Annotated in this window: 22 protein-coding genes and 1 pseudogene; 1 reads left to right on the top strand and 22 read right to left on the bottom strand. The window is 37.2% G+C overall.

Features of this window, described 5'->3' with window-relative positions; translation table 11 throughout:
• Positions 1-138 precede the first annotated feature (138 nt).
• From ISX45_RS16910 to ISX45_RS16855, 12 genes are all read right to left on the bottom strand, one after another.
• Complete coding sequence (locus tag ISX45_RS16910; RefSeq protein WP_194519467.1) at positions 139-1,473, bottom strand: S8 family peptidase; 1,335 nt, start codon at positions 1,471-1,473, stop codon at positions 139-141.
• Between the two features lie 306 nt (positions 1,474-1,779).
• Positions 1,780-2,466: an N-acetylmuramoyl-L-alanine amidase family protein gene (locus ISX45_RS16905; RefSeq protein ID WP_194519466.1), complete on the bottom strand. Its 687-nt coding sequence runs from the start codon at positions 2,464-2,466 to the stop codon at positions 1,780-1,782.
• 983 nt (positions 2,467-3,449) lie between these two features.
• Positions 3,450-4,595 (bottom strand): ABC transporter permease, encoded by a 1,146-nt coding sequence (locus ISX45_RS16900; RefSeq protein ID WP_194519465.1) that lies wholly within the window; start codon positions 4,593-4,595, stop codon positions 3,450-3,452.
• Position 4,596: 1 nt separating this feature from the next.
• Positions 4,597-5,718 carry an ABC transporter permease gene (locus ISX45_RS16895; RefSeq protein WP_194519464.1) on the bottom strand — a complete coding sequence of 374 codons (1,122 nt, stop codon included), beginning with the start codon at positions 5,716-5,718 and terminating at the stop codon, positions 4,597-4,599.
• A 43-nt stretch (positions 5,719-5,761) separates the two neighbouring features.
• Positions 5,762-6,697 (bottom strand): ABC transporter ATP-binding protein, encoded by a 936-nt coding sequence (locus tag ISX45_RS16890; RefSeq protein ID WP_194519463.1) that lies wholly within the window; start codon positions 6,695-6,697, stop codon positions 5,762-5,764.
• A gap of 116 nt (positions 6,698-6,813) precedes the next feature.
• A complete protein-coding gene (locus tag ISX45_RS16885) occupies positions 6,814-7,920 on the bottom strand; it encodes a sensor histidine kinase (RefSeq protein ID WP_194519462.1) in 1,107 nt (368 codons plus the stop codon).
• Between the two features lie 13 nt (positions 7,921-7,933).
• Positions 7,934-8,572, bottom strand: a complete 639-nt coding sequence (locus ISX45_RS16880; RefSeq protein WP_194519461.1) for a response regulator transcription factor — start codon at positions 8,570-8,572, stop codon at positions 7,934-7,936.
• A gap of 186 nt (positions 8,573-8,758) precedes the next feature.
• Entirely contained in the window at positions 8,759-9,184 is a 426-nt protein-coding gene (locus ISX45_RS16875; protein WP_194519460.1) for a hypothetical protein, read from the bottom strand.
• 63 nt (positions 9,185-9,247) lie between these two features.
• Positions 9,248-10,090 carry a DUF1835 domain-containing protein gene (locus ISX45_RS16870; RefSeq protein ID WP_194519459.1) on the bottom strand — a complete coding sequence of 281 codons (843 nt, stop codon included), beginning with the start codon at positions 10,088-10,090 and terminating at the stop codon, positions 9,248-9,250.
• Between the two features lie 15 nt (positions 10,091-10,105).
• On the bottom strand, positions 10,106-10,396 hold the full coding sequence (locus tag ISX45_RS16865) for a hypothetical protein (RefSeq protein ID WP_194519458.1): 291 nt from the start codon (positions 10,394-10,396) through the stop codon (positions 10,106-10,108).
• Positions 10,397-10,451: 55 nt separating this feature from the next.
• Complete coding sequence (locus tag ISX45_RS16860; protein WP_194519457.1) at positions 10,452-10,835, bottom strand: DUF2178 domain-containing protein; 384 nt, start codon at positions 10,833-10,835, stop codon at positions 10,452-10,454.
• Between the two features lie 12 nt (positions 10,836-10,847).
• Entirely contained in the window at positions 10,848-11,045 is a 198-nt protein-coding gene (locus ISX45_RS16855; RefSeq protein ID WP_111646277.1) for a helix-turn-helix transcriptional regulator, read from the bottom strand.
• 351 nt (positions 11,046-11,396) lie between these two features.
• Between ISX45_RS16855 and ISX45_RS16850 the strand changes: the two genes are divergently transcribed.
• A complete protein-coding gene (locus ISX45_RS16850; protein WP_194519456.1) occupies positions 11,397-11,861 on the top strand; it encodes a DinB family protein in 465 nt (154 codons plus the stop codon).
• 42 nt (positions 11,862-11,903) lie between these two features.
• On the opposite strand, the gene ISX45_RS16845 is transcribed toward ISX45_RS16850, so the two are convergent.
• The 10 genes and pseudogenes from ISX45_RS16845 to ISX45_RS16805 all read right to left on the bottom strand — a co-directional run bounded on the left by ISX45_RS16845 (position 11,904) and on the right by ISX45_RS16805 (position 19,400).
• Positions 11,904-12,413 (bottom strand): DUF1648 domain-containing protein, encoded by a 510-nt coding sequence (locus ISX45_RS16845; protein ID WP_194519455.1) that lies wholly within the window; start codon positions 12,411-12,413, stop codon positions 11,904-11,906.
• A gap of 110 nt (positions 12,414-12,523) precedes the next feature.
• The gene (locus tag ISX45_RS16840; protein ID WP_194519454.1) at positions 12,524-12,667 is read right to left on the bottom strand and encodes a hypothetical protein; all 144 of its coding nucleotides are present in this window, start codon (positions 12,665-12,667) and stop codon (positions 12,524-12,526) included.
• A 176-nt stretch (positions 12,668-12,843) separates the two neighbouring features.
• Entirely contained in the window at positions 12,844-12,951 is a 108-nt protein-coding gene (locus tag ISX45_RS19735; RefSeq protein ID WP_220129558.1) for a putative holin-like toxin, read from the bottom strand.
• A gap of 214 nt (positions 12,952-13,165) precedes the next feature.
• Positions 13,166-13,612: a PaaI family thioesterase gene (locus tag ISX45_RS16835; protein WP_181557035.1), complete on the bottom strand. Its 447-nt coding sequence runs from the start codon at positions 13,610-13,612 to the stop codon at positions 13,166-13,168.
• A 601-nt stretch (positions 13,613-14,213) separates the two neighbouring features.
• Positions 14,214-14,896 (bottom strand): annotated as a pseudogene (locus ISX45_RS16830) (DsbA family oxidoreductase).
• 384 nt (positions 14,897-15,280) lie between these two features.
• Positions 15,281-16,030, bottom strand: coding sequence for a MerR family transcriptional regulator (locus ISX45_RS16825; protein WP_194519453.1), 750 nt, complete (start codon positions 16,028-16,030; stop codon positions 15,281-15,283).
• Positions 16,031-16,227: 197 nt separating this feature from the next.
• A complete protein-coding gene (locus ISX45_RS16820; RefSeq protein WP_228485568.1) occupies positions 16,228-16,539 on the bottom strand; it encodes a class I SAM-dependent methyltransferase in 312 nt (103 codons plus the stop codon).
• 507 nt (positions 16,540-17,046) lie between these two features.
• Entirely contained in the window at positions 17,047-17,781 is a 735-nt protein-coding gene (locus ISX45_RS16815; RefSeq protein ID WP_194519451.1) for an ABC transporter permease, read from the bottom strand.
• Positions 17,782-18,492: an ABC transporter permease gene (locus ISX45_RS16810; RefSeq protein WP_194519450.1), complete on the bottom strand. Its 711-nt coding sequence runs from the start codon at positions 18,490-18,492 to the stop codon at positions 17,782-17,784.
• Positions 18,492-19,400, bottom strand: coding sequence for an ABC transporter ATP-binding protein (locus ISX45_RS16805; RefSeq protein ID WP_194519449.1), 909 nt, complete (start codon positions 19,398-19,400; stop codon positions 18,492-18,494). Before ISX45_RS16805 ends, ISX45_RS16810 begins: the two co-directional genes overlap by 1 nt.
• Between the last annotated feature and the right edge of the window lie 78 nt (positions 19,401-19,478).

Raw genomic sequence — 19,478 nt, 5'->3', positions numbered from 1 at the left:
TCTCCAGTATTACAAAAGTGAAAAGAAAAAGACTTGGCTACCTCCAAGTCTGTCTTTTTCCTCTTTCCGCTCCTATTTAGAATGAACGGTCGCGATGAAACAAGGTAACGGTATCAATATAAACAAGTACGAATTTCTTTATAAAAGTGCAATTGCTTTTTTGGCATTAATATAACCGGCACCATAAATATTCGGATCTCGATCTGTCCATAAGTCAGTACCGTTTTTTAATGCTTGTTTGATTTGATCTGGCGTAGCATCTGGTTTATATTGAAGCATTAACGCAACGACACCTGCACAGATCGGTGTTGCCATGGACGTTCCTGACATACTAGTATAATACTGTCCAATACGGCTTTCTTTTTGGGATTTATCAAACAAAGATCTAGGAGCGCGTAAGGAAATAATATTAACCCCCGGAACGACTATATCTGGCTTTGTGACTCCATAATTAGTAGGTCCACGGCTAGAGAAATCAGCCACATCGTCATCCGCTCTTGTGTTTGCGGTATCCCGATCATCTAATGCGCCAACAGTGATGATTTTATCACTAATCCCCGGACTGGAAATCGTTCTATACTCCGGCCCAGAGTTACCCGCTGCTGCACATACAACGATTCCACGGTCCCAAGCTTTTTCCACAACTCTCACCATTGGATCATCGTTTTCCGTTGGAAATGGTTGTGACTCGCTTCCTAAAGACAGAGAAATAATATGAATTTTATGATCGGAGTTTTGCTCATTATACTGAATACACCATTCTATACCTTTAATGATCGTATCAAGAGATCCTGTCCCCATTTTGTCCAATACTTTTACACCGATTAAGTTGGCTTCATAGGCCGGACCTGCATACAATCCTGAAGAAGCTGATCCATTACCGGCTGCATCTCCCGCGCAATGTGTTCCATGCCCATTATCATCATACGGTTCAGTCCGGTTATTCACAAAGTCAACAAAATCAATAATTCTTCCTTCCAAGTCCTGATGAGGATAAATGCCTGTATCAACAATAGCAATCGTCACACCCTTACCGCTTAATGAAGTGCCGTTGACGTTGATATTTTTCGCATTCGCTGATGGAACCGCATTGTTTAATAATGCACTCACTTTACGATTTAAGTATACTTTTTTCACATGCTGGCATTGCACAATTTGCTCCAATGCTTGTGGAGTGACTTCAGCGCTACAAGAATGAATATATTGGAATCGATGATGAACCTTCGTTCTAAAATGCTGTTTTTCAATTTGTTGAAGAGTATTGAGTCCATCGTGAAAAGCATTATGTTCTTCATGAAAACTTATGATAACCGGAATTTTTTTTGTTTTTTTAATGAACACTTCTAATTTTTTATGAAAAATGCAAGGTGTATATACGAAAGACTTATACGTATTCAATATGAGATGACGTAAAGGACGATCTAGTTTATGGGCATGACTGCGGACCATTTGAACCATGGAGTAGCCAAACATACTTTTCACTTCCCCCTGAAAGAGTTTCAATATAAAATATGAAGATGTAGTTACGTAGAAACGGCATGAATCCTAGTATCAAACCATCAATTCTCAAAAAATATGTATGATCATTAAAAAGCCTATTAAACTATAGCTAGTTTAATAGGCCGTAAAAATCGATCCGCTCTAAAGCTAATCATTATTATGATGTTCATTTCAGAGGAAGCAAAGAAAAAAGCAGAAACAATAAGCGGCAGGTCAAATCTCAAGAACATTGGAGAATGCCTGATAGAAGGACTTCAAACTATCATAGAAGAAGATAGATTATACATTGACTTTCTGAAGTTCTATGGTATTAGCCTTTCCTAAATAATAGTCAACTTGCTTCAACACATTTTCTCTTTCCCTGTAGGCTCCAACTTGAATCCCATCAACAATCACTCTAATCAGATAATCTGCAGAAGACTTTTTCTTTAAACCAAAAGCTTTCGCTAAACCGTTCACATGTCCTCTTGCAATTTTTTGAATAAAAGCTGGGTCTTTCAACCTTGCAGCATCTTCCGGACGATCAATGAATCCATTTTCCGTAAGTAAGGCAGGCATGACAGTTCCCCGCAATACATAAAAATCGGCTTTCTTTTGACCTCTATCATAAAAGCCGGTTGCTTGTACTACTTCAGGATGAATGATATCTTGAATCTTTGCCGTTGTAGAACTATCAGGAAGTCCTGCATAAATGTAGTCTTCATATCCTGTTCCTCTACCAGCATTAATATGAATCGATAAGTAAAAATCGGCGCCCCATCTATTCGCCATATTTGTCCGTTCACTTAAGGACACCGTTGTATCATTAGTACGGCTTAATCGAAGTGATACATTTTCGTATTCATTTTGCAAAATGTTTCTGATTTCCAAAGCGATGGATAATGTTAAATCTTTCTCTATCAAGCCATTCCCAACAGTACCAGGATCGCTTCCACCATGACCCGGATCTATAAAAATTTTTAGCATATTTCCCTCCCCCTATCGATTTCTTGTCAGGATCATATTCATCAATACTAATATAAGTATTTTTGGTAAAAGAAGAACTTATATTTTCCAATCATGAAAAATTAGACGTTTCCCGGTACCGTTAAGAATTGTGTGTAATGTAAGAGGAACAGTATCTTTGAAATGGATTGATAATAGAAGGGATAATGATTCCTCCTAGAATAAGATTGGATATTCAGTCTTATCCTAAAGAGAGTTGGAAACGCATTATGGAGACTGATAGTTTACATTTTCTTTAAATATTCATCGAAGTATTTCAGTGAATTCCTTTAGCTCTCTCTGCCCACCTCCCATTGTCTTTTCAGCAACTTCCAATCGACTTAAACAATTTATCCACTCAGACATTGTTTAGTTTCTTGAGAGGATATGCGCCTCCATTTGAAAAAATTCGCTGTTTCTAACGCGTACAAATGTCCTTTTTTACATCCAAGTTTGGTCTCATTATTTCAAGATTTGATCACTTGGCTAAGAAACGAGCAACTTTCAATCCGAATTGACTGGACATATAAACATGGAATTGGCCGTACAGTGTGTTTGAACAACGACAAACGAGCAGCGGAGTACTGCTTCGTCCGTAGCTTAGAAGCCAACAGCTCTTTACAAAAGAACTGACGGCTTATTCAAATAAATTCAAATCGCTCTTTAGCCGCAGCGCACAAGACACAGGGAGTTTTTAGGCGAATCTGGGCACCTTGCGATTTTCTTATTGTCTTAACGTACATTTTACATTTATCGTTGCATGTACAGCCGCTATTACTAACGCTTTTGTTCCGTCAGTTGCACGATACCTGTTTTTATTATTTTGATACTGAAAGTGATAAAAGGTTGGTCTGAGCCCTGCAGCCAGCGGATAAAACGCCCACACCGACACGGTTGTATTAGTCCGACAGATACATGGTGTGTATAACAAAATGTTTTAACCTTTTTTAATGAGTCGCCCCCTCTTATAGAAAATTTCTCACACTATTATTTCGCCCAAATTTATAGGCAGCAATTAAGAAAAAGGCTAGGGCAAAAGAGAAGAGAATCATCATATTTAAGTATAAACTTCCGAAATGATGTCCTTGCTGCAATTTCAATAACGTATCTAGCGCCCATCGCTGTGGAAGAAAATCAGCAATTTTTTGCACAAAAGCAGGCATAATATCAACTGGCCAAAAGCATCCCGCAAGCATGCATGTAGGGGTAATCAATAAATTTTGCATCGCTCCTGAAGAGGCTGCGCTGCTTGCAAAAGCCACAGTTATTAAAGCAACTCCAATAGCTACCAGGGCAAAAAGCATAAGGATCGTTGTTATTTGCCAAAAAGGAATATTCGTCTTTATGTGAAATACTGTATCCATCATGATTAACGTAATGATAATTTGTCCCGTCATTACAATCATGTTGACGATGACATTCGATAATACGTACTTTTTCGCACTGATAGGGGCAGATAATAATCGGAAATACGTTCGATTTTCTTTTTCTTTGATAATGATTTCGGCTAAGTTTCCCGCCGATAAAAGCATGATCATGAGCAAATATCCGATTGTTTGATACGTCATATCTTTGTTTTTCGATGTATCTTGTAACGGATGGACCGACATTTTGAATGGAGCTTGCTGATAACGTTTGTACATCTCCACAAATGTATGTTCATCCCCTTTTGCTATATTGCTGAGGGCAGTAATATTATCGATGTACTGATACAGATACGATTTGATAAAACCTGTAATTTCTGCTCCTCGAATCGAAACGATTTGAATATGGCTCGGATGTCCTTCTTGAACGCTTTGTGAAAACCCTGAATGAAAAATAAGCACGCAGTCTAGTTTTCCAGATGTGATTTTGTCATCTATTTCCGATTCTTTTACATTCGTAACCGATATATGTTCAATTCCTTTAATAAAATGTATCGTATCATTTGTAATATAATGAGGATCACGGTTTACAATACCGACATGTAAATCCTTCGCTGTAGATCCTCCGTAGGCAAGTAGAGATATAATAATCCCTATTAATGGAGTACCAAAATATAATAGTATATTTTTTTTGTTGCTAAACGTATTTTTTAATGTATGCCTTATTAGCCAAACTAGGTCTCGCATCTTATAATCCCTCCCGTCTCGTGAGCGACATCCCCGCGATCAACAAAAACAATGCTGATAGTCCGACATTTAGGAATATAGCAGGAAAAATAGCGGACAAATCGTTGGCATAAATCATTTTTGTAATAGCCGTGTTTACCCATGTGAGCGGAGAAAGGTGAGTAATAAACTTTGTTATTGTACTTGTAGCGTCTATTTTAAAATACGCCCCGCCAAAGAAAGACGCTAACTGTATCACAACCAGAACAATCACTCTCGCAGCTCCTTCTGTCCTTGCGATATAGCTGATTCCTAGCCCGAAACTAACGGCGAATAGTACTTCGGTGAACACTACAAGGCACACTAGGGTAAGGTGATGTCCCCAATACGCTTTGAACACAAACTTACTGAACACAATGACAATGACAATGCAAAGTAAGTTGGTAGCCATGCTTCCGAGTATTTTTCCGATAAAAATTTCACTCTTATGAATTGGCGCTGCGAGTAACCGATCTGCTGTTTTTCGTATTCTTTCTCCCCTTATTAAATAACTGGCCGATACAGCTCCATAAAGAGCAATCATCGTTGTCATCGTAATGGCATAATAGTCCATGGCGCTTGGTTGCCGCTTAGAATGCAGGGAAGTTTCTTTTATATAATCATCATGATGACCGTTGTTCATCAACATATGGACTTGAGTTGGTTTCACTTGCGCTACAGCCGTGACCATATTATATTTATCAGCAAAAGCAGTCACCATTCCTTGAATAATACTGCCTTTGACTGAATTTTTATTATTCGTATATAGATGGATTCCTTTATTATCGATTTCCATGTAGCCGTCATAATCCCCCTGCTTGACCATTCTTCTCCCATCCACATGATGGGAAGCTTTTTTGAAATGAATGTCAGACTTCTTTGCTTCTTTTATAAATTCACGAACATATGTGGAAAACTCTCCAGTTGTTTTGTCTTTGTACAACACGTGAATATCCCCCACCGAAATGGTAGAATCAAACGCACTAGAAAGGGCTGCACCAAATACTAACATTAACACAATCGGAAATGCTAGCATAAAAACAAGTGTTCTCACATCGCGAAACTCTCTTTTTATTTCTTTTATGGCGATATTAATGATATTCAAGGACAATCCCCCTTTTGTATTACGCTAGTCTTCAATATAATAGCTAGTCTCTTAAATTTCTTCCTGTTAAGGTAAGGAACACTGTCTCTAAATTTGGTGACTTTTCTTCCAGTGAACGTATTTCTACACCATCGTTAATCAAGCATTGGATAATACTGTTAAGGTTATTGACTCCTGTATCTGAGCTGATTTTAATCATGTTCTCTTCGAATTGGACCGCCTTTACCCCACTGATTTCCTTTATTTTGTTTGTATCAATATTTTCTGTTGATCTGACTTCAATCCAAATATCCTTCGTATTAGTGATAATGGCTTTTAGTTGTTCCTTCGTCCCTTCAGCAATGATTTTTCCATGGTCTATGATGGCGATTCGAGTGCAGATTTCTTCGACTTCTTCCATATAGTGGCTTGTATAAATAATAGTACATCCCATTTCATTCAGTTTTTTTACAGATGCCAGAATATAATTTCTTGATTGCGGATCAATTCCCACTGTGGGTTCGTCCATAATGATGAGTTTAGGTCTGTGAGCGATCGCGCAGGCAATATTTAATCTCCTTTTCATTCCGCCAGAGAAATTCTTTGGATAGCTTTTATGCTTATCACTTAACCCGACAAACTGTAATGCTTCTTCCACTCGTTCTTTCAGTTGAGAACCACGTAACCCGTATAAACCTGCAAAAAATTTCACATTTTCATATGCAGTTAAATCTTCATAAATGGCGATATCTTGTGGAACGATACCGATGTTCATTTTGGCAAATTTGCTGTGTTTGACGATGTTTTTTCCGAGGATCTTAATCTCTCCCGCATTGGCTCGCAAAAGCCCTGAAATCATATTAATCGTGGTACTTTTCCCAGCTCCATTTGCTCCTAGAAATCCGAATATTTCTCCTTCAGCTACAGCTAAGGACATGTTATCTACTGCGATGAAGTCACCGAATTTTTTCGTTACATTTTTGATTTCTAATATGTTCATGCTTTCACCTCTTCACTTTCTTTATGCTGCTATTATAAAAAAGAAGATGAACTCATATAAGTGTATGAGTTCATCATTTTCACATGAGGATATTCATATTTTGAGGGTGAGATAGTTCATCCTTGTATGGGGAGTAATGTTGTCACGGAGAAACCATTTGTACCGTCCACAATAACAGTGCCGTTCACCGAAGCTGCTCGTTCTTCCATTCCTATGATTCCAAGGCCTTTTTTTATTTTTTCAACACCTTTTCCATTATCTTTGACTTCTACTTTAATGAGAGTATTGAGCACATGAATTTCAATGGAAACAACGGTTGCTTCTGCATATTTCATCGCATTGGTTAAAGCCTCGGTAATATTCTCATAAATAATTTTCCATTGGATTGGCGAAATCACATCCAAATTCCCTTTGCAGACAAAAGGAATTTGAATGTGATGTTTCGCTGAAAATTCCTCTATAAATAATCTCACTCGATTAATACCGATTTGTTCTGACGGGGGTTTTATTTGTTTTAACGTCATTCTTATATTTTCAATTCCTTCTTTAGAAATATTAATGGCGTTTTGCAGTAGTTCTTTTGCTTTCTCTTTGTCAATCTCCATTAATCGCTTAGAAGCTTCCATCTGAATAAGCGCTCCTGTCATGGAATGACCGATTTTATCATGAATTTCTTGTGACAGCCGATTTCGTTCTTCTAATTTAAACGTGTACTCTGACTGCTTAATGTATTCATGTTGTTCATTTAAACTTTTCGTTAATCTCTGAATATCTTTTCGCATTTTATCGAGATTGTTTTCAAATTGTGTAATTTTAAGTGTGTACTGTTTTGCTATTGTAAAATTTATAAAACTAAACGCCATAACGAGTCCATATATAAGATACACATCTTCTTCAATGAATAGAATAGGAATAAGAAGCAAGAGAAACAGCATCCACTTTTTATGTATATAATAAGAAGCTAATTCGTATAGATTAATGGGCAAAAGCAAGATGAACAAAGGATAGATATAGAAATTTGAAATAAGTATAAAAACGATAGATAGCAGGATAGTAAGTCTTCTTGCTGCATCTTTTTTTACGATATAAATGGTTATATTTATACAAAGATAGAGAAGAGAAGAAAGCACGAACCAAGAAATAGTTGTGTTATCGGAATACACATAACGGACAGCAATGTATCCCCACACTATGAATCTGCTCAGAATCAACCACAATTCCATATTCTTCCCTCAACTAATTCACTTTTCCTGTTAAATAATAAATCGCTATTTGCGTTCGATGCTCTAATCCTGTTTTCCCCAAAATAGAAGTAATGTAATTGGCAATCGTACCTTCCGATATAAAAAGTTGCTTTGAAATCTCTTTATTAGAAAGTCCTTTAGCAATAAGGGACATGATTTCCATCTCTCTTTCTGTAAAACGACTTTTATCTATTTTAGGTTCTGCTTCTTTGTTTTCTTTTAAGCTTGATTTTATTTTGTCCATTACCACATCCTGCATAATAATATTTCCGTTATATACTGCTTTAATTGCCTCACGTATTCTCTCTGGATCTGTATTTTTCAAAAAATATCCTTTTGCTCCATTTTTGATGGCATCTAAAATATATTCGTCATCATCAAATGTAGTAAGTATTAAAGGCTTTGTCTTTGTTTGTTCAGATATGAGTTTGGTTGCTTCCACCCCATTCATGTTCGGCATACGCACATCTAACAGCGCTATATCTACTTCATGGTTTTGGCAATAATTGAATGCCTCTTGCCCATCATTTACTGTCGCTAATACTTCAAATTCATCATACGTGCTTAATATAATTCTCATTCCTTCTCGGATAAAGGAATTATCATCGGCTATGATTACTTTTATTTTCATCCTTTTGCGTGAGGAGGTGTCCCTCACTAATGTTCACATCCTTTCTATTCACTTCATTAAATATTATTATCTCTACAGCAGATCATTCATAAGTCCTAAGAGCAATCAAGATGGACTGATGTAACTCTATATTCAATAACATCTCTGCCGGTTAAGCCGACTCTTAGATTGAAGTAACGGGCACTTTTATCCCTCGTATGATTGATGATTTTCAAAAGTAAATTGACAATTGAGTTTTGCCGGGACATTTTCGCTCTCCCTTGAAATCGAGCAGCGGCTTTCCTCAGGATAATACTCTACCGCAGCGATACCGCTTTGCCAAGAATAATAAACTTGCTTCATGACACTATTGATAGCCGGAGCAAGAAAAAAGATCGTAATAAAAAATAGAACAATCATTTGCCGTGCAATTTTAGGTTGGAATTCTTTCAGCAAACATACTGCTCTCCACCATCCGACAATAACAAAAACTAGAGAATAAAGAGCCGTATAATAAAATCCCATGTTTGATTCAGGATCGGACCAAGCTTTGAAACCGATTCCCCGTAAAATTTGATCACCAAAACTAAAGCCGTTCTTATCTTGCGATGCGAAAGCAGCCCCAAATATCATAAAAAAACAAATCCGTAACCAAAAATCCGCCTTTTCAACTAATACTTCCCCCTGTTTCGCTGCTTATGTGCTCAGTTTTACACTGTAATATCGCATCGCCTCAAGCGACCCTTCTGCTTTAAACACACCTTGTTCAATCAATGCTCTAAGTCGATATTCCAAATATTGATCTCCTACATACTGATTTAAGTGCCCATATACTTCGCCGATTAATCTTGCTGCTTTGATAAAGTCATTTTCTTGGAATTTTTCATGCAATTTCTTTGCCGCCTTAATGATTCTCTTATCATAATAATCTTCTTGAACGCTTTCTATCTTTTCGTTTTTCCATATCCGCAGTACAGCATCGCTATTCGCCAAACTCTCCCATTCCTGTACAAGCCGGTTTCTCTCGTCTGGGGGCAAGAAATGATAACATTTTCTTTGCTCGATGATTACTCTTAATTTTTCTGGCCCGATTTCTCCCGTATACCAAGTGTGATATTGAATCTCTTTTGTGTTAAAAATTTCTCTGTGTGCTTGCGCGCTATTTATCACTACAATTCGGTTTGCTTTTTCTCTCAATAAATAAAGAACATATCTCAATCCTGTTTGCTCATGTGCATTTTCTCCGCTCCAAATCATAATCGTTGCTTGTTCAGGAATGGAATCAATGCAAGTAAGTGTACGTTGAAAACATGATTCATATTCTTCCTCGAAAAATAAGTCATAAGGGTCTTGGGATAAATAGTGTTTCAACCAATCTACTCTATACTTTCTTCCGGCTTCAGTGTGTAATTGCCACACAGGTCCTATAGAAAAAATATCCGAAAAATGAATAACACTTTCCCCATCCAAGCCCATATCCCGAAGCGCAACTTTAAGTCCGCCCGCCGCCGAATCGCCAAAAACAATATATGTATCCATAAAAAATCCCCCAAATTATATTGTAAATATAAGCAAATAGCCGAAAAACGAGACAAAAGTGGCGATAATAAATGATGTCTTCATTGGAACTTTTTCTTTATCAGACAAACGCTCCATATATTTTCGTACTGCCATTCCCAATGCCCAGCAACATAAAATCATGAAAAACAGCATAAAATAAAATTTCATATTTGGAAAAACGGCTGACTCAGTTACAGCCAGTATTACTGAACTCATGGAAAAATACATAAGCAAAGATAAAGCGAACATATAAGCAATGACAGCAAAAAATCGATGGCGAAGCATACTCAATACCTTCTTTCCTTATTTAACAAATTACTCACTAAGCAGCCTCTTCGCCTCACTTATACTTTCTCGAATAGAAAAATTCCGTGACAGGCCAAACAATAAATATTAAACAAACAACAAGAAGCAGCGGAATATTTTTAATATCTTTTAATTCATAGACTCCTTCAGATACAAAAAGAATCGCCGCGGATAAAATCATCAAAACGACATAAGCAATTTTGGCGCTTTGAGCCATAATGTGCAAATCTAATTCATCTTTCTTCTCTTTGCCTCTCGGGTCACCCCATGTTAGCGAATTAAATAAATAAGCAATTGCGATACTTCCAGCGAATATGATATTCCCATCTATTTCTCCAGCAATAAGCCATTTATACCCTCCAAAACAAATTACAAAAAACAGCAATATAGATGAGGCAATAATACTTACCTTTTTCAATCCTATCTCCCCCTACTTTTCATCCGGAAAAAACAACTCATCAACTTTCACTCTTAATACTTTCGCTAAGCGAAACGCCAACTCTAACGTTGGATCATATTTGTTATTTTCAATCGCATTAATCGTCTGCCGGCTGACGCGGCACATTTCTGCCAACTTTCCTTGTGATAATCCTTGTTGTTCCCGCAATTCCTTTATCCGATTTTTCATTACAACTCTACCGCCTGCCTTTATGAATATATGTAAAAAAGTTTTTACAGTTAAAATTTAACAATCAACCATTTTGATGTCAAATACTTTTTACACATCATATGCAATTAATAAAAATGCCTATCAGCTCAATGAACGACAGGCAACAGTTCTTTATCTGGCTCTACTTAGCAAGACCTATTCATTTACATCTTTCAATCGAACCGTCCAAATATCCATTGGTGCAAAATTTACGAGAAAATGTGGTAAAAAATGATTTCTTTACATGTATTTCAAACCAATTTTTTGCAAAAAGAAATTTTTCATCTTAACATGGAAGTGATATTGATTTCTCTCAGGGAGGAGTGGCCCATGAACCGCACAAGCCAGCTCGTTCAATATTTTTTATCTCATCGCAACGTTACAGTGGAATTGGTGAACAAAATTGAAAAGGAACATTATGACTACAAACCAACGCCGACATCCATGCCAGCAAAAGACCTCGTTACTCATATACTTTTCTCATTTTATAAATTTGCGAAAGCCGCAAAGAGCGGAAATCCAGCCGTGTTCAGAGAAAAAATCGAGGAAACTGAAACGGATCTTCGCAAGCTAGCAGAAGCGTATACAGAAAAGACAAGAAGTTTGTTAGAGTCCCTTACAGACGAAGATTTCGATCGTGTACTTGACCTAACTAAAATCTTTGGAGTACAACTCTCTGTAGCACAACTTCTTCAATCCGCTATGGACCACGAAATCCATCATAAAGGCCAGCTTTTCATATACGTGCGCGAAATGGGGCATACAGAGCTTCCTTTCTTTATTAAACGCAAATAAAAACAGCTAAACAACAACCAGATGATTATCTAAACATGATAGTCATCTGGTTATTTTATTCTCTCCATACAGTCTTTTTCCGCGAACCGTAAAATATATAGTTGTTCCAAATACGACAAGCAAGAAAATCGGAAGTGTATAAATTCCTAATCCATCCACTTTTCCAAAAGCAACTTGAGCCGTTCTCCAAACACCATATAAGAAGAAATAGATCATTTGTGTTTGCAGCCAGCTCAAATAAATCCGCCAATTAATATACAGTCGCTGTTTTTGTTCTTCGGTCACATTGTACGGATAGTTAAACGCATTCGGAATTTGACTTAACAAGGTAGTGAAAATGAAAATTCCTAATCCTACAAAAGGCAGCACGAGAATGTAACCTTTTCCGCCGAATCCGTCCGGCTCCCCCTTAAAATTAAAATGGCGCGGAATCGTTTCCGGCAGATGGGACCAAATAAACATTGCATAAATAAACACCGCAACAAGCCCAAAAATAGACATCACAAAAAGAATCTTCTCTAATTTTGTTTTTTCTTTTGTACTCGTCTCCAAAGGCTCGCCCCCGCCACACACCGACTTTAATAAAATATATGTTTTGAATAATTGGTTCGTTTCAAATAGTTTTCCTCTTCTACATCCCAAATGACTTTAAAACTTTTCTTTCAATCATCTCCTTTAACAATAATTCGATATACTCTGCTTTCTTTCACCTCGATTTTATACTTTTCCTCACCGACTTCATTCATCCCGGCGGATTCATTTTCCTCGTTTAACACATGATGGCCATATCCACCCTTACTAAACATGGTACATCATCTTTTCGCTCATTAAAAAATATGGTATGATGCGCATAGAAAGAACATAATAATAAAGAGACCGAAAGTGCGGCAACACCTTCGGTCCTTGCAATAGCAGACTCAAAGGAGTCAGCCTATTTGAAAAATAGACCTCATCCTAGTAGAATTGGCGGTTCAAGGGAGGTCTATTTTTTATTTTTACGGTTAAATGACAGTATCGCTATCACTAGCATCCCGAAAGAAATCATAAGAGACAGGGATTCGTATACTGTTATACGCTCACCCCCCTTCAAAAGGAAATAGGGGCAAGCCGACCACCCTTGAACTTCTGCTATTGCTGATTGTATTATAGCACTTTCCCTACAAGAATCTTGTCAAAAATTCTGGATGAGTATGATCCTTTTCCATCTTTTCTGCGCGATTGATTTTCAAAACTAGTCTTCAATTTTAAAACAAAATTTAAGTGCTTTCGAGTTATTGAACGATCGTTGACCAACTATGTATCTGTTATTTTCCCTTCTCTTCCACTGGTATAAAATATTGATCCTTGCGATAACACAACGCCTCCATGGTAGCTATAAGGGTTTGCTCACTTTCTACACGAATTTTATACCACGCCGTACGATAATTTCGTTTCTCTTCTGTAGCGGTTGCTCTCAAGCGAGATCCCTTCATACCGGGAGCCATAAAATTCACAGTTGTAGACAGACCCACCGAGGTTTTCCCATAAGAATTACATGCTGCTGCGAACACATAATCAGCTAAAGCAAATATAATGGCTCCATGTACAGTTCCATGGGTATTCAACATATAATCCTTCACATCCAGCTCGGCAGTCGCAGTTCCCTCTCCTAGCTCTATGAGCTTAATTCCTAAGTGCTGGGCATAGGGCTCGTTTTCAAACGTCTCAAGTATCTGCTTGTAATATTTTCTATGTATTTCTTGTTCGCCCATGTTTACCCCTCCTACGTTAAAACTACTTTACAAAGCATATTAGCCCTTTATGTCCGCCCAACATTTACAAAAAAACGATTTCATTTTACATAGAAAAACACGATTCAAATCGCGAAGTGATGTTTAAAACCAGTCGTTTAATTATTCGATGTATAGCTTAAATACTCCTATTGATAATTACAAAAATTTTTTATCAATCCCTTTTTGTTACATGTAAGGCGCTCGATAGCTAAACACATTATTAATTCTTAGAGAACGATAAAATCTCATATATGTCTTTTGCACCTTTCCTACTTTTGAAATCCGCTCTCGACTATTCTAGGTAAACTAAAAAGGATTGAAAGTCCTGCGGAATTCTCCTGCTTCCTGTTTATGCTCTCATATACATTGCGCACAAAAATTTATGAGGCAAGGAAACTTCTCTCCATACCGCAAAGTAAAAAACCGCCTTAAAAATTTAGGCGGTTTCCTGAAGTTCTATTGATAAAATCCAAAGGTGCTGTCGATATGTCTTATTCTGGAATCCGACATTCAGACGAAAAGCATTACCTTTATCATATCTTTTCTTTTTGTATTATATTCGGCAATTTCCGTTGGCGCACTAGTTGTCGTCATCTTCCGGCGTTAAGCCTTCCAAAAGCGTTGCGCTATTTTCTTCTTCCCACACTTTTTCAAGCGCCTGAAGGAAAATCTCGGTTGGCTGCGCTCCAGAAATCGCATATTTGCGGTTGATGACAAAAAACGGAACTCCGCGGATTCCTAATTGAGCAGCTTCTTCTTCATCTTTTCTCACTTCTTCGGAATAGCGGTTGCTTTCAAGAACATGTTTCACTTCTTCACGGTCCAGCCCAATATCCGAAGCCAGCTCTGCCAATACATCATGATCGCTAATATGTTTCGAATCGGTAAAATAAGCTTTCAGCAACCGTTCTGCCATCTCCAAAAGCTTTCCATGTTCATCTGCATATTTAGCGAGACGGTGGGCATCAAACGTGTTAGTCGGAAGCATCGATTCAAAACGAAATGTCAAACCAACCGCTTCCGCTTGTCTGGCAATATCTTCATTTGCCTTCTTTGCTTGCTCAATCGTGATCCCATACTTTTTCGCAATGATTTCATGAATCGTCATATCGTAACTTTTTTCGCATTCGGGTCCAGCTCAAAGCTTCGAAAAACCACTTCTACTTGATCCTTTTGCGGAAATTGTTCTAAAGCCTTTTCTAAACGCCGCTTCCCGATATAGCAAAAAGGACAGACAAAATCAGACCAAACTTCAATCTTCATGTTCACACCTCGTTTTTATCTGGAGTAGATGAGAAAACTCCCAAAACATAATTAGCTCAAATCTCCTGTTCTACTTTCCCAATTGTATCGGATTATGCTGTTAAATCCAAACAAATAAACTTGGCGAAAATTTATGTTGTGATTCGAAATCTCTTATCTATCCATTTAGAAACAACCAAGAGAGTCAAACCTAAAATGAAAAATACAACCCCGCCAGCCTCAATCGGATAACCGAATTCAGGAACCCATCTTCGAACCAAAACGAAGCTTAAAATGACGCTAGAACCTACTAAACCTGTTCCTCCCGCGTAAAATATGTTCGATAGGTATAGAATATTTCGATGTTATAACAACAAAAGCAGGGCAAGCCCTGCTTTGTTCACATTATTCGTTGTTTTTATCCGCAAAGACAGCCATAGCATCGCGCATAAATTTCGCTAATCCTTCACCAAATTGGTCGATGTTTTTGGTGAAGCGTTCATCATCCACGTACATTTGACCTAATCCTTTGAATGCTTCAAGTGAATAATTACCGAAGTTATTGTTCAAAAAATCATACCATTCTTTAATTGCTGCTTGTGCCTCTTCTGATTCAGGCGAGCCATGACGAAGATCCGCAAGTTTTTTATAGATTGAATTCATCGTTTTAACCATAGCTTCTTGTTTGTCTTTAGACATGTTCCCGATTTTAGCGTTTGCTTTGTCGACAGCTTCATCTCCCCAAAGTTCACGTGCTTCTTGCTCGTATGGATTATGACTAAAGTCAAAACCTTCAAATTTCTCTTTGTTTGTCATTTGAATTTCTCCTTTCATATGTTGGATTGTCTTATCAATCGTAGCAATCACTTTATCGAGCCGCCTGCATTTCTCAAGCAACATTTTTCGCTGCAGCACCAACGCCTCGTGTCGATCAAACGAAGGACTATTGATAATTTCTTTGATTTTCTTCAAAGGGAAGCCAAGTTCTTTAAAAAATAAGATTTGTTGTAATTTCTCAAGGTCATCATCTGTGTAAAGACGATAACCGGATTCCGTTGTCTTCTCTGGGGTCAATAACCCGATTTCATCATAATAATGCAGTGTGCGCACACTAATGCCAACTAAATCCGCCACTTCTTTCACTCTCATTGCCATCGCTTCGGCCTCCCTTCAACATTCACTATAAAGTATCACGTGACGTGAGAGTCAACATAAGTTTTGAAAAAATATTGCATCCGACGTAAAAAATATGCATAACACCGTTCAGAGATCCGAACGGTGTTAAAAAGCAGCAATTTTCTTCCTGTTTATCTGGCTCCCTAAACAAAGCCATCTGTAAACTCAAAATGACCTTATTTTTTTCCAACTAAAATATCTAAATCGATGGTTATTTCGGCTAGATTCATATTTAACAATGCCTGTACCTTTTCCGCCGTTGCAGCCCACGATAAAGGAGTCATGTGAATCAGTGGCGGAATCAATGATTTATTCAAGGAAACACTATAACACAGCCGAAACATGTCTACAGTCTCAAAGTTAGCATTAAATCTTTGAACTATCTTTTGATTAGAATAAGACTGCTTTTCATCAAAGAAAACTTCTCTTAGTTCTTTTAGATAATCACTTCGAGGAATCACTTTTATGACGATACCGTTGTCATTCAATAGTCTTTGGAATTCTCTGTAATTTGCTGGCGACAGGATGTTAAGGATTACATCAAATGTGTTGCTCTTAAAAGGGCTGTGTGCAAGATCAGCGACGCACCAAATCATGTTTGAATGAATGGTATACTTAACTAAGCTTACCCACATTTAATAAAGGCCTAGCCTAGCAATCCTCTTTAAAAAACAGCTCTACGTGGATAAGCATACTGAGAAGCATTCCTTATCTGTGTATTGTTTTCTATTTTTAAAAACAGCAAAAAAGGAGGACAGATTCGTCCCCCTCTTTTTCTCATAATCGTATAACAATAGGTTTCCTTAAAAATAGGCATACCAATCCCATTTACTCTACACACAGGCAGAGCCTTTGAACGTATTCAATTACCCGTTCAAAGTCTCGGATCGAAGTCTATAAAATGCCACAAGGAAACCCTCCATTTCTCAAATTTTCACATTGTTATAACATAATATTTTTTATAATCAAAGAAAAAATTTATTTCATGTGCTCTTCTAAACAGTCTTTCTTTGGAAGTATAAAAATCCAGCAAAGAAAAATAGAACAAAACTTCCTCCTATAACAGTCAATACTTGCTCCCATGGAACGAAAAATACACTGTCCGTCTGTCCATCTACATACATCATCGAAAAAGGTTGAGCCCATGGATAGTATGGTCCAAAACGTTCAGAGTTTACGGCTAATATCGTTGGTAACGTAAAGACAACATTGACGGTGAACGGAGCAGCAAAACTCTTCCACATGATAGACATCCACAATTGCAAAGCTACTAAAGGGAATGTCGCAACCCATCCCCCTAAAATAGTTTTCCAAACAATCGCCATTGGAAAAGGGTCTGTATAACCTTTGACCATTCCGACTATAAAAATAGCACCAAGATATAATAACTGGATTACAAAAACGATGATCATTAATAATGTATATTTCGCAATAAATACTTTACCTCTAGTAACTGGCATCGCTAAAAGCTGTTTCCACCCTCCAGCTTGGTGTTCATACCGACAAATTAAACCTGCTAACACACCCGTTATCAGGGGCAAAAATAGTAAAGCATACGTTAAATTCATTGAGAATAATGTTTTATACCAATCATTGATTTCAACATCAACACTAAATAAATTAGAAGTTAATCCTATAAAAAGCCCAATCAACGGTCCCGCAAAGATAATGGATCCAATCTTTGATTTTCGCAATTTATACCATTCTGATTGAATAATAGAATATAACATTTATTTCACATCCCTTCTCGTAAAATCGAGCATGCCAACTATATATAATAAAAATCCTACCCCAATACCGAGCGCAACATTAATGATCGGTTCTTTCCATTCATTCATTAAAGTCGGCCATTTCCATATCATCCAATCCGGCAAATAATAAGCTGAATAAGTTAAAATCGTCCCTAAAATACCAGCCGTAATGGGAATCCCTTGATTTTGGCTAACAGTTGCAAACCAGAGTTGTAATGCCAAAATAGGAAGTGCCGCAAAGTATGGATAAAAACTATACTTTAATAAATCGATAAATGGAATTTCATTCCCTAAATCAAGAAATATACCGTAAACAAGTGTTAACACCAATAAAAGAACGGACGATATAAATAATAAAATGGCAAGCACCGTAAATTTCGATAAATAAACGCTCATTTTAGACACAGGTAGAGCTAACAACTGCTTCCATGCATTCGTTTCATTTTCCACGCTTGAAATAAAAGACGTTAAAATCGCAATACCTAACACGAGTGCAAGTGGGGTAAATGCACTTACATTCACTAAATAATAACCCCAATCATCATTACTTTGTTTGAGCAAATACTCTTTTCGAAACCCATAATTCACCATTTGTAAGGCAACAACACCAAATGGACCTAAAAAGGTTAACAACCAAAAACCTTTTCTTTTTATTTTTAAAAAATCAGTACTTAAAATTTTTCCTATCATTAGACTTTCCCCTCCATTGTCATTTGCAGGAAAATGTCTTCTAATGAACGTTTTTCTTCTTCAACGCGATAAATAGAAAAACCTTCATGAACGAGGGTACTCACCGCTTGAGCCACTTTTTCATTTGAACGTTCAGATAAATAAATGACTCCATCTTTATATTCTGCTTTTATCCCCTTAGATAATAAGGATCGCCAAGCATGATCACTATCACTTACTTTGAATATAATTCTTTGTTGTGCGTGCCTTCTCATCGCTTCTATTGAATCCTGAAAGATCATTTTTCCTTTTGAAAGAATACCTACCGTTGTTGCGATTTGATCAATCTCTGATAACAAGTGACTTGAAATTAACACAGTCATACCAAACTCTGAAGGTAATCGTTTAATTAAATTCCGTATTTCGATGATCCCCGATGGATCAAGTCCATTTGTCGGTTCATCTAAAATTAATAAATCAGGATGATTTAATAGTGCAGCCGCAATTCCTAACCGCTGTTTCATTCCAAGTGAAAATCCTTTCACTTTTTTATTTGCCACATCTGTTAATCGAACAATCTCTAATACATCATAGATTCGCGTTTTCGGAACTCCTAAAATTTTTCTTAGCACTTCTAAATTTTCATAAGCTGTTAAATGTGGATAATATGATGGATTCTCAACGAGTGAACCCACTTTTCGTAATATGTCAATCTTCTCTTTTTTTAAATCTTTATTAAAAATATGAATGGTTCCGTATGTTGGCTTCATCAGTCCTAAAAGCATACGTATTGTTGTTGTTTTTCCCGCTCCATTCGGTCCTAAAAACCCATACACTTCCCCTCTAGGTATTTTCATATCCAGTCCAACCACTGCATTTTCGCGGCCAAAACGTTTGGTTAGGTTTTTCGTTTGTAATACATATTCCATTAATCTCACCTCATCATCGATCATAGGAAAGCAAAGTTAAATCTAAGTAAGAGAGAAGTTTAAATTTCGTTTAAAGTG

It is taken from the genome of Thermaerobacillus caldiproteolyticus (assembly GCF_015326725.1).
GTDB lineage: Bacteria > Bacillota > Bacilli > Bacillales > Anoxybacillaceae > Thermaerobacillus > Thermaerobacillus caldiproteolyticus.
This window is presented reverse-complemented; position numbering and strand designations above follow the sequence as displayed.

Bases quoted from the DNA above. Each gene is read 5' to 3' on its own strand.
- ISX45_RS16835 (WP_181557035.1), bottom strand. From the start codon at position 13,612: ATGGGCGAACAAGAAATACATAGAAAATATTACAAGCAGATACTTGAG.
- ISX45_RS16875 (WP_194519460.1), bottom strand. From the start codon at position 9,184: ATGATATTTGGGGCTGCTTTCGCATCGCAAGATAAGAACGGCTTTAGT.
- ISX45_RS16865 (WP_194519458.1), bottom strand. From the start codon at position 10,396: ATGCTTCGCCATCGATTTTTTGCTGTCATTGCTTATATGTTCGCTTTA.
- ISX45_RS16885 (WP_194519462.1), bottom strand. From the start codon at position 7,920: ATGGAATTGTGGTTGATTCTGAGCAGATTCATAGTGTGGGGATACATT.
- ISX45_RS16910 (WP_194519467.1), bottom strand. From the start codon at position 1,473: ATGTTTGGCTACTCCATGGTTCAAATGGTCCGCAGTCATGCCCATAAA.
- ISX45_RS16880 (WP_194519461.1), bottom strand. From the start codon at position 8,572: ATGAAAATAAAAGTAATCATAGCCGATGATAATTCCTTTATCCGAGAA.
- ISX45_RS16855 (WP_111646277.1), bottom strand. From the start codon at position 11,045: ATGAAAAATCGGATAAAGGAATTGCGGGAACAACAAGGATTATCACAA.
- ISX45_RS16825 (WP_194519453.1), bottom strand. From the start codon at position 16,030: ATGGCAATGAGAGTGAAAGAAGTGGCGGATTTAGTTGGCATTAGTGTG.
- ISX45_RS16870 (WP_194519459.1), bottom strand. From the start codon at position 10,090: ATGGATACATATATTGTTTTTGGCGATTCGGCGGCGGGCGGACTTAAA.
- ISX45_RS16890 (WP_194519463.1), bottom strand. From the start codon at position 6,697: ATGAACATATTAGAAATCAAAAATGTAACGAAAAAATTCGGTGACTTC.
- ISX45_RS16900 (WP_194519465.1), bottom strand. From the start codon at position 4,595: ATGCGAGACCTAGTTTGGCTAATAAGGCATACATTAAAAAATACGTTT.
- ISX45_RS16815 (WP_194519451.1), bottom strand. From the start codon at position 17,781: ATGTTATATTCTATTATTCAATCAGAATGGTATAAATTGCGAAAATCA.
- ISX45_RS16905 (WP_194519466.1), bottom strand. From the start codon at position 2,466: ATGCTAAAAATTTTTATAGATCCGGGTCATGGTGGAAGCGATCCTGGT.
- ISX45_RS16810 (WP_194519450.1), bottom strand. From the start codon at position 18,492: ATGATAGGAAAAATTTTAAGTACTGATTTTTTAAAAATAAAAAGAAAA.
- ISX45_RS16850 (WP_194519456.1), top strand. From the start codon at position 11,397: ATGAACCGCACAAGCCAGCTCGTTCAATATTTTTTATCTCATCGCAAC.
- ISX45_RS16840 (WP_194519454.1), bottom strand. From the start codon at position 12,667: ATGTTTAGTAAGGGTGGATATGGCCATCATGTGTTAAACGAGGAAAAT.
- ISX45_RS16805 (WP_194519449.1), bottom strand. From the start codon at position 19,400: ATGGAATATGTATTACAAACGAAAAACCTAACCAAACGTTTTGGCCGC.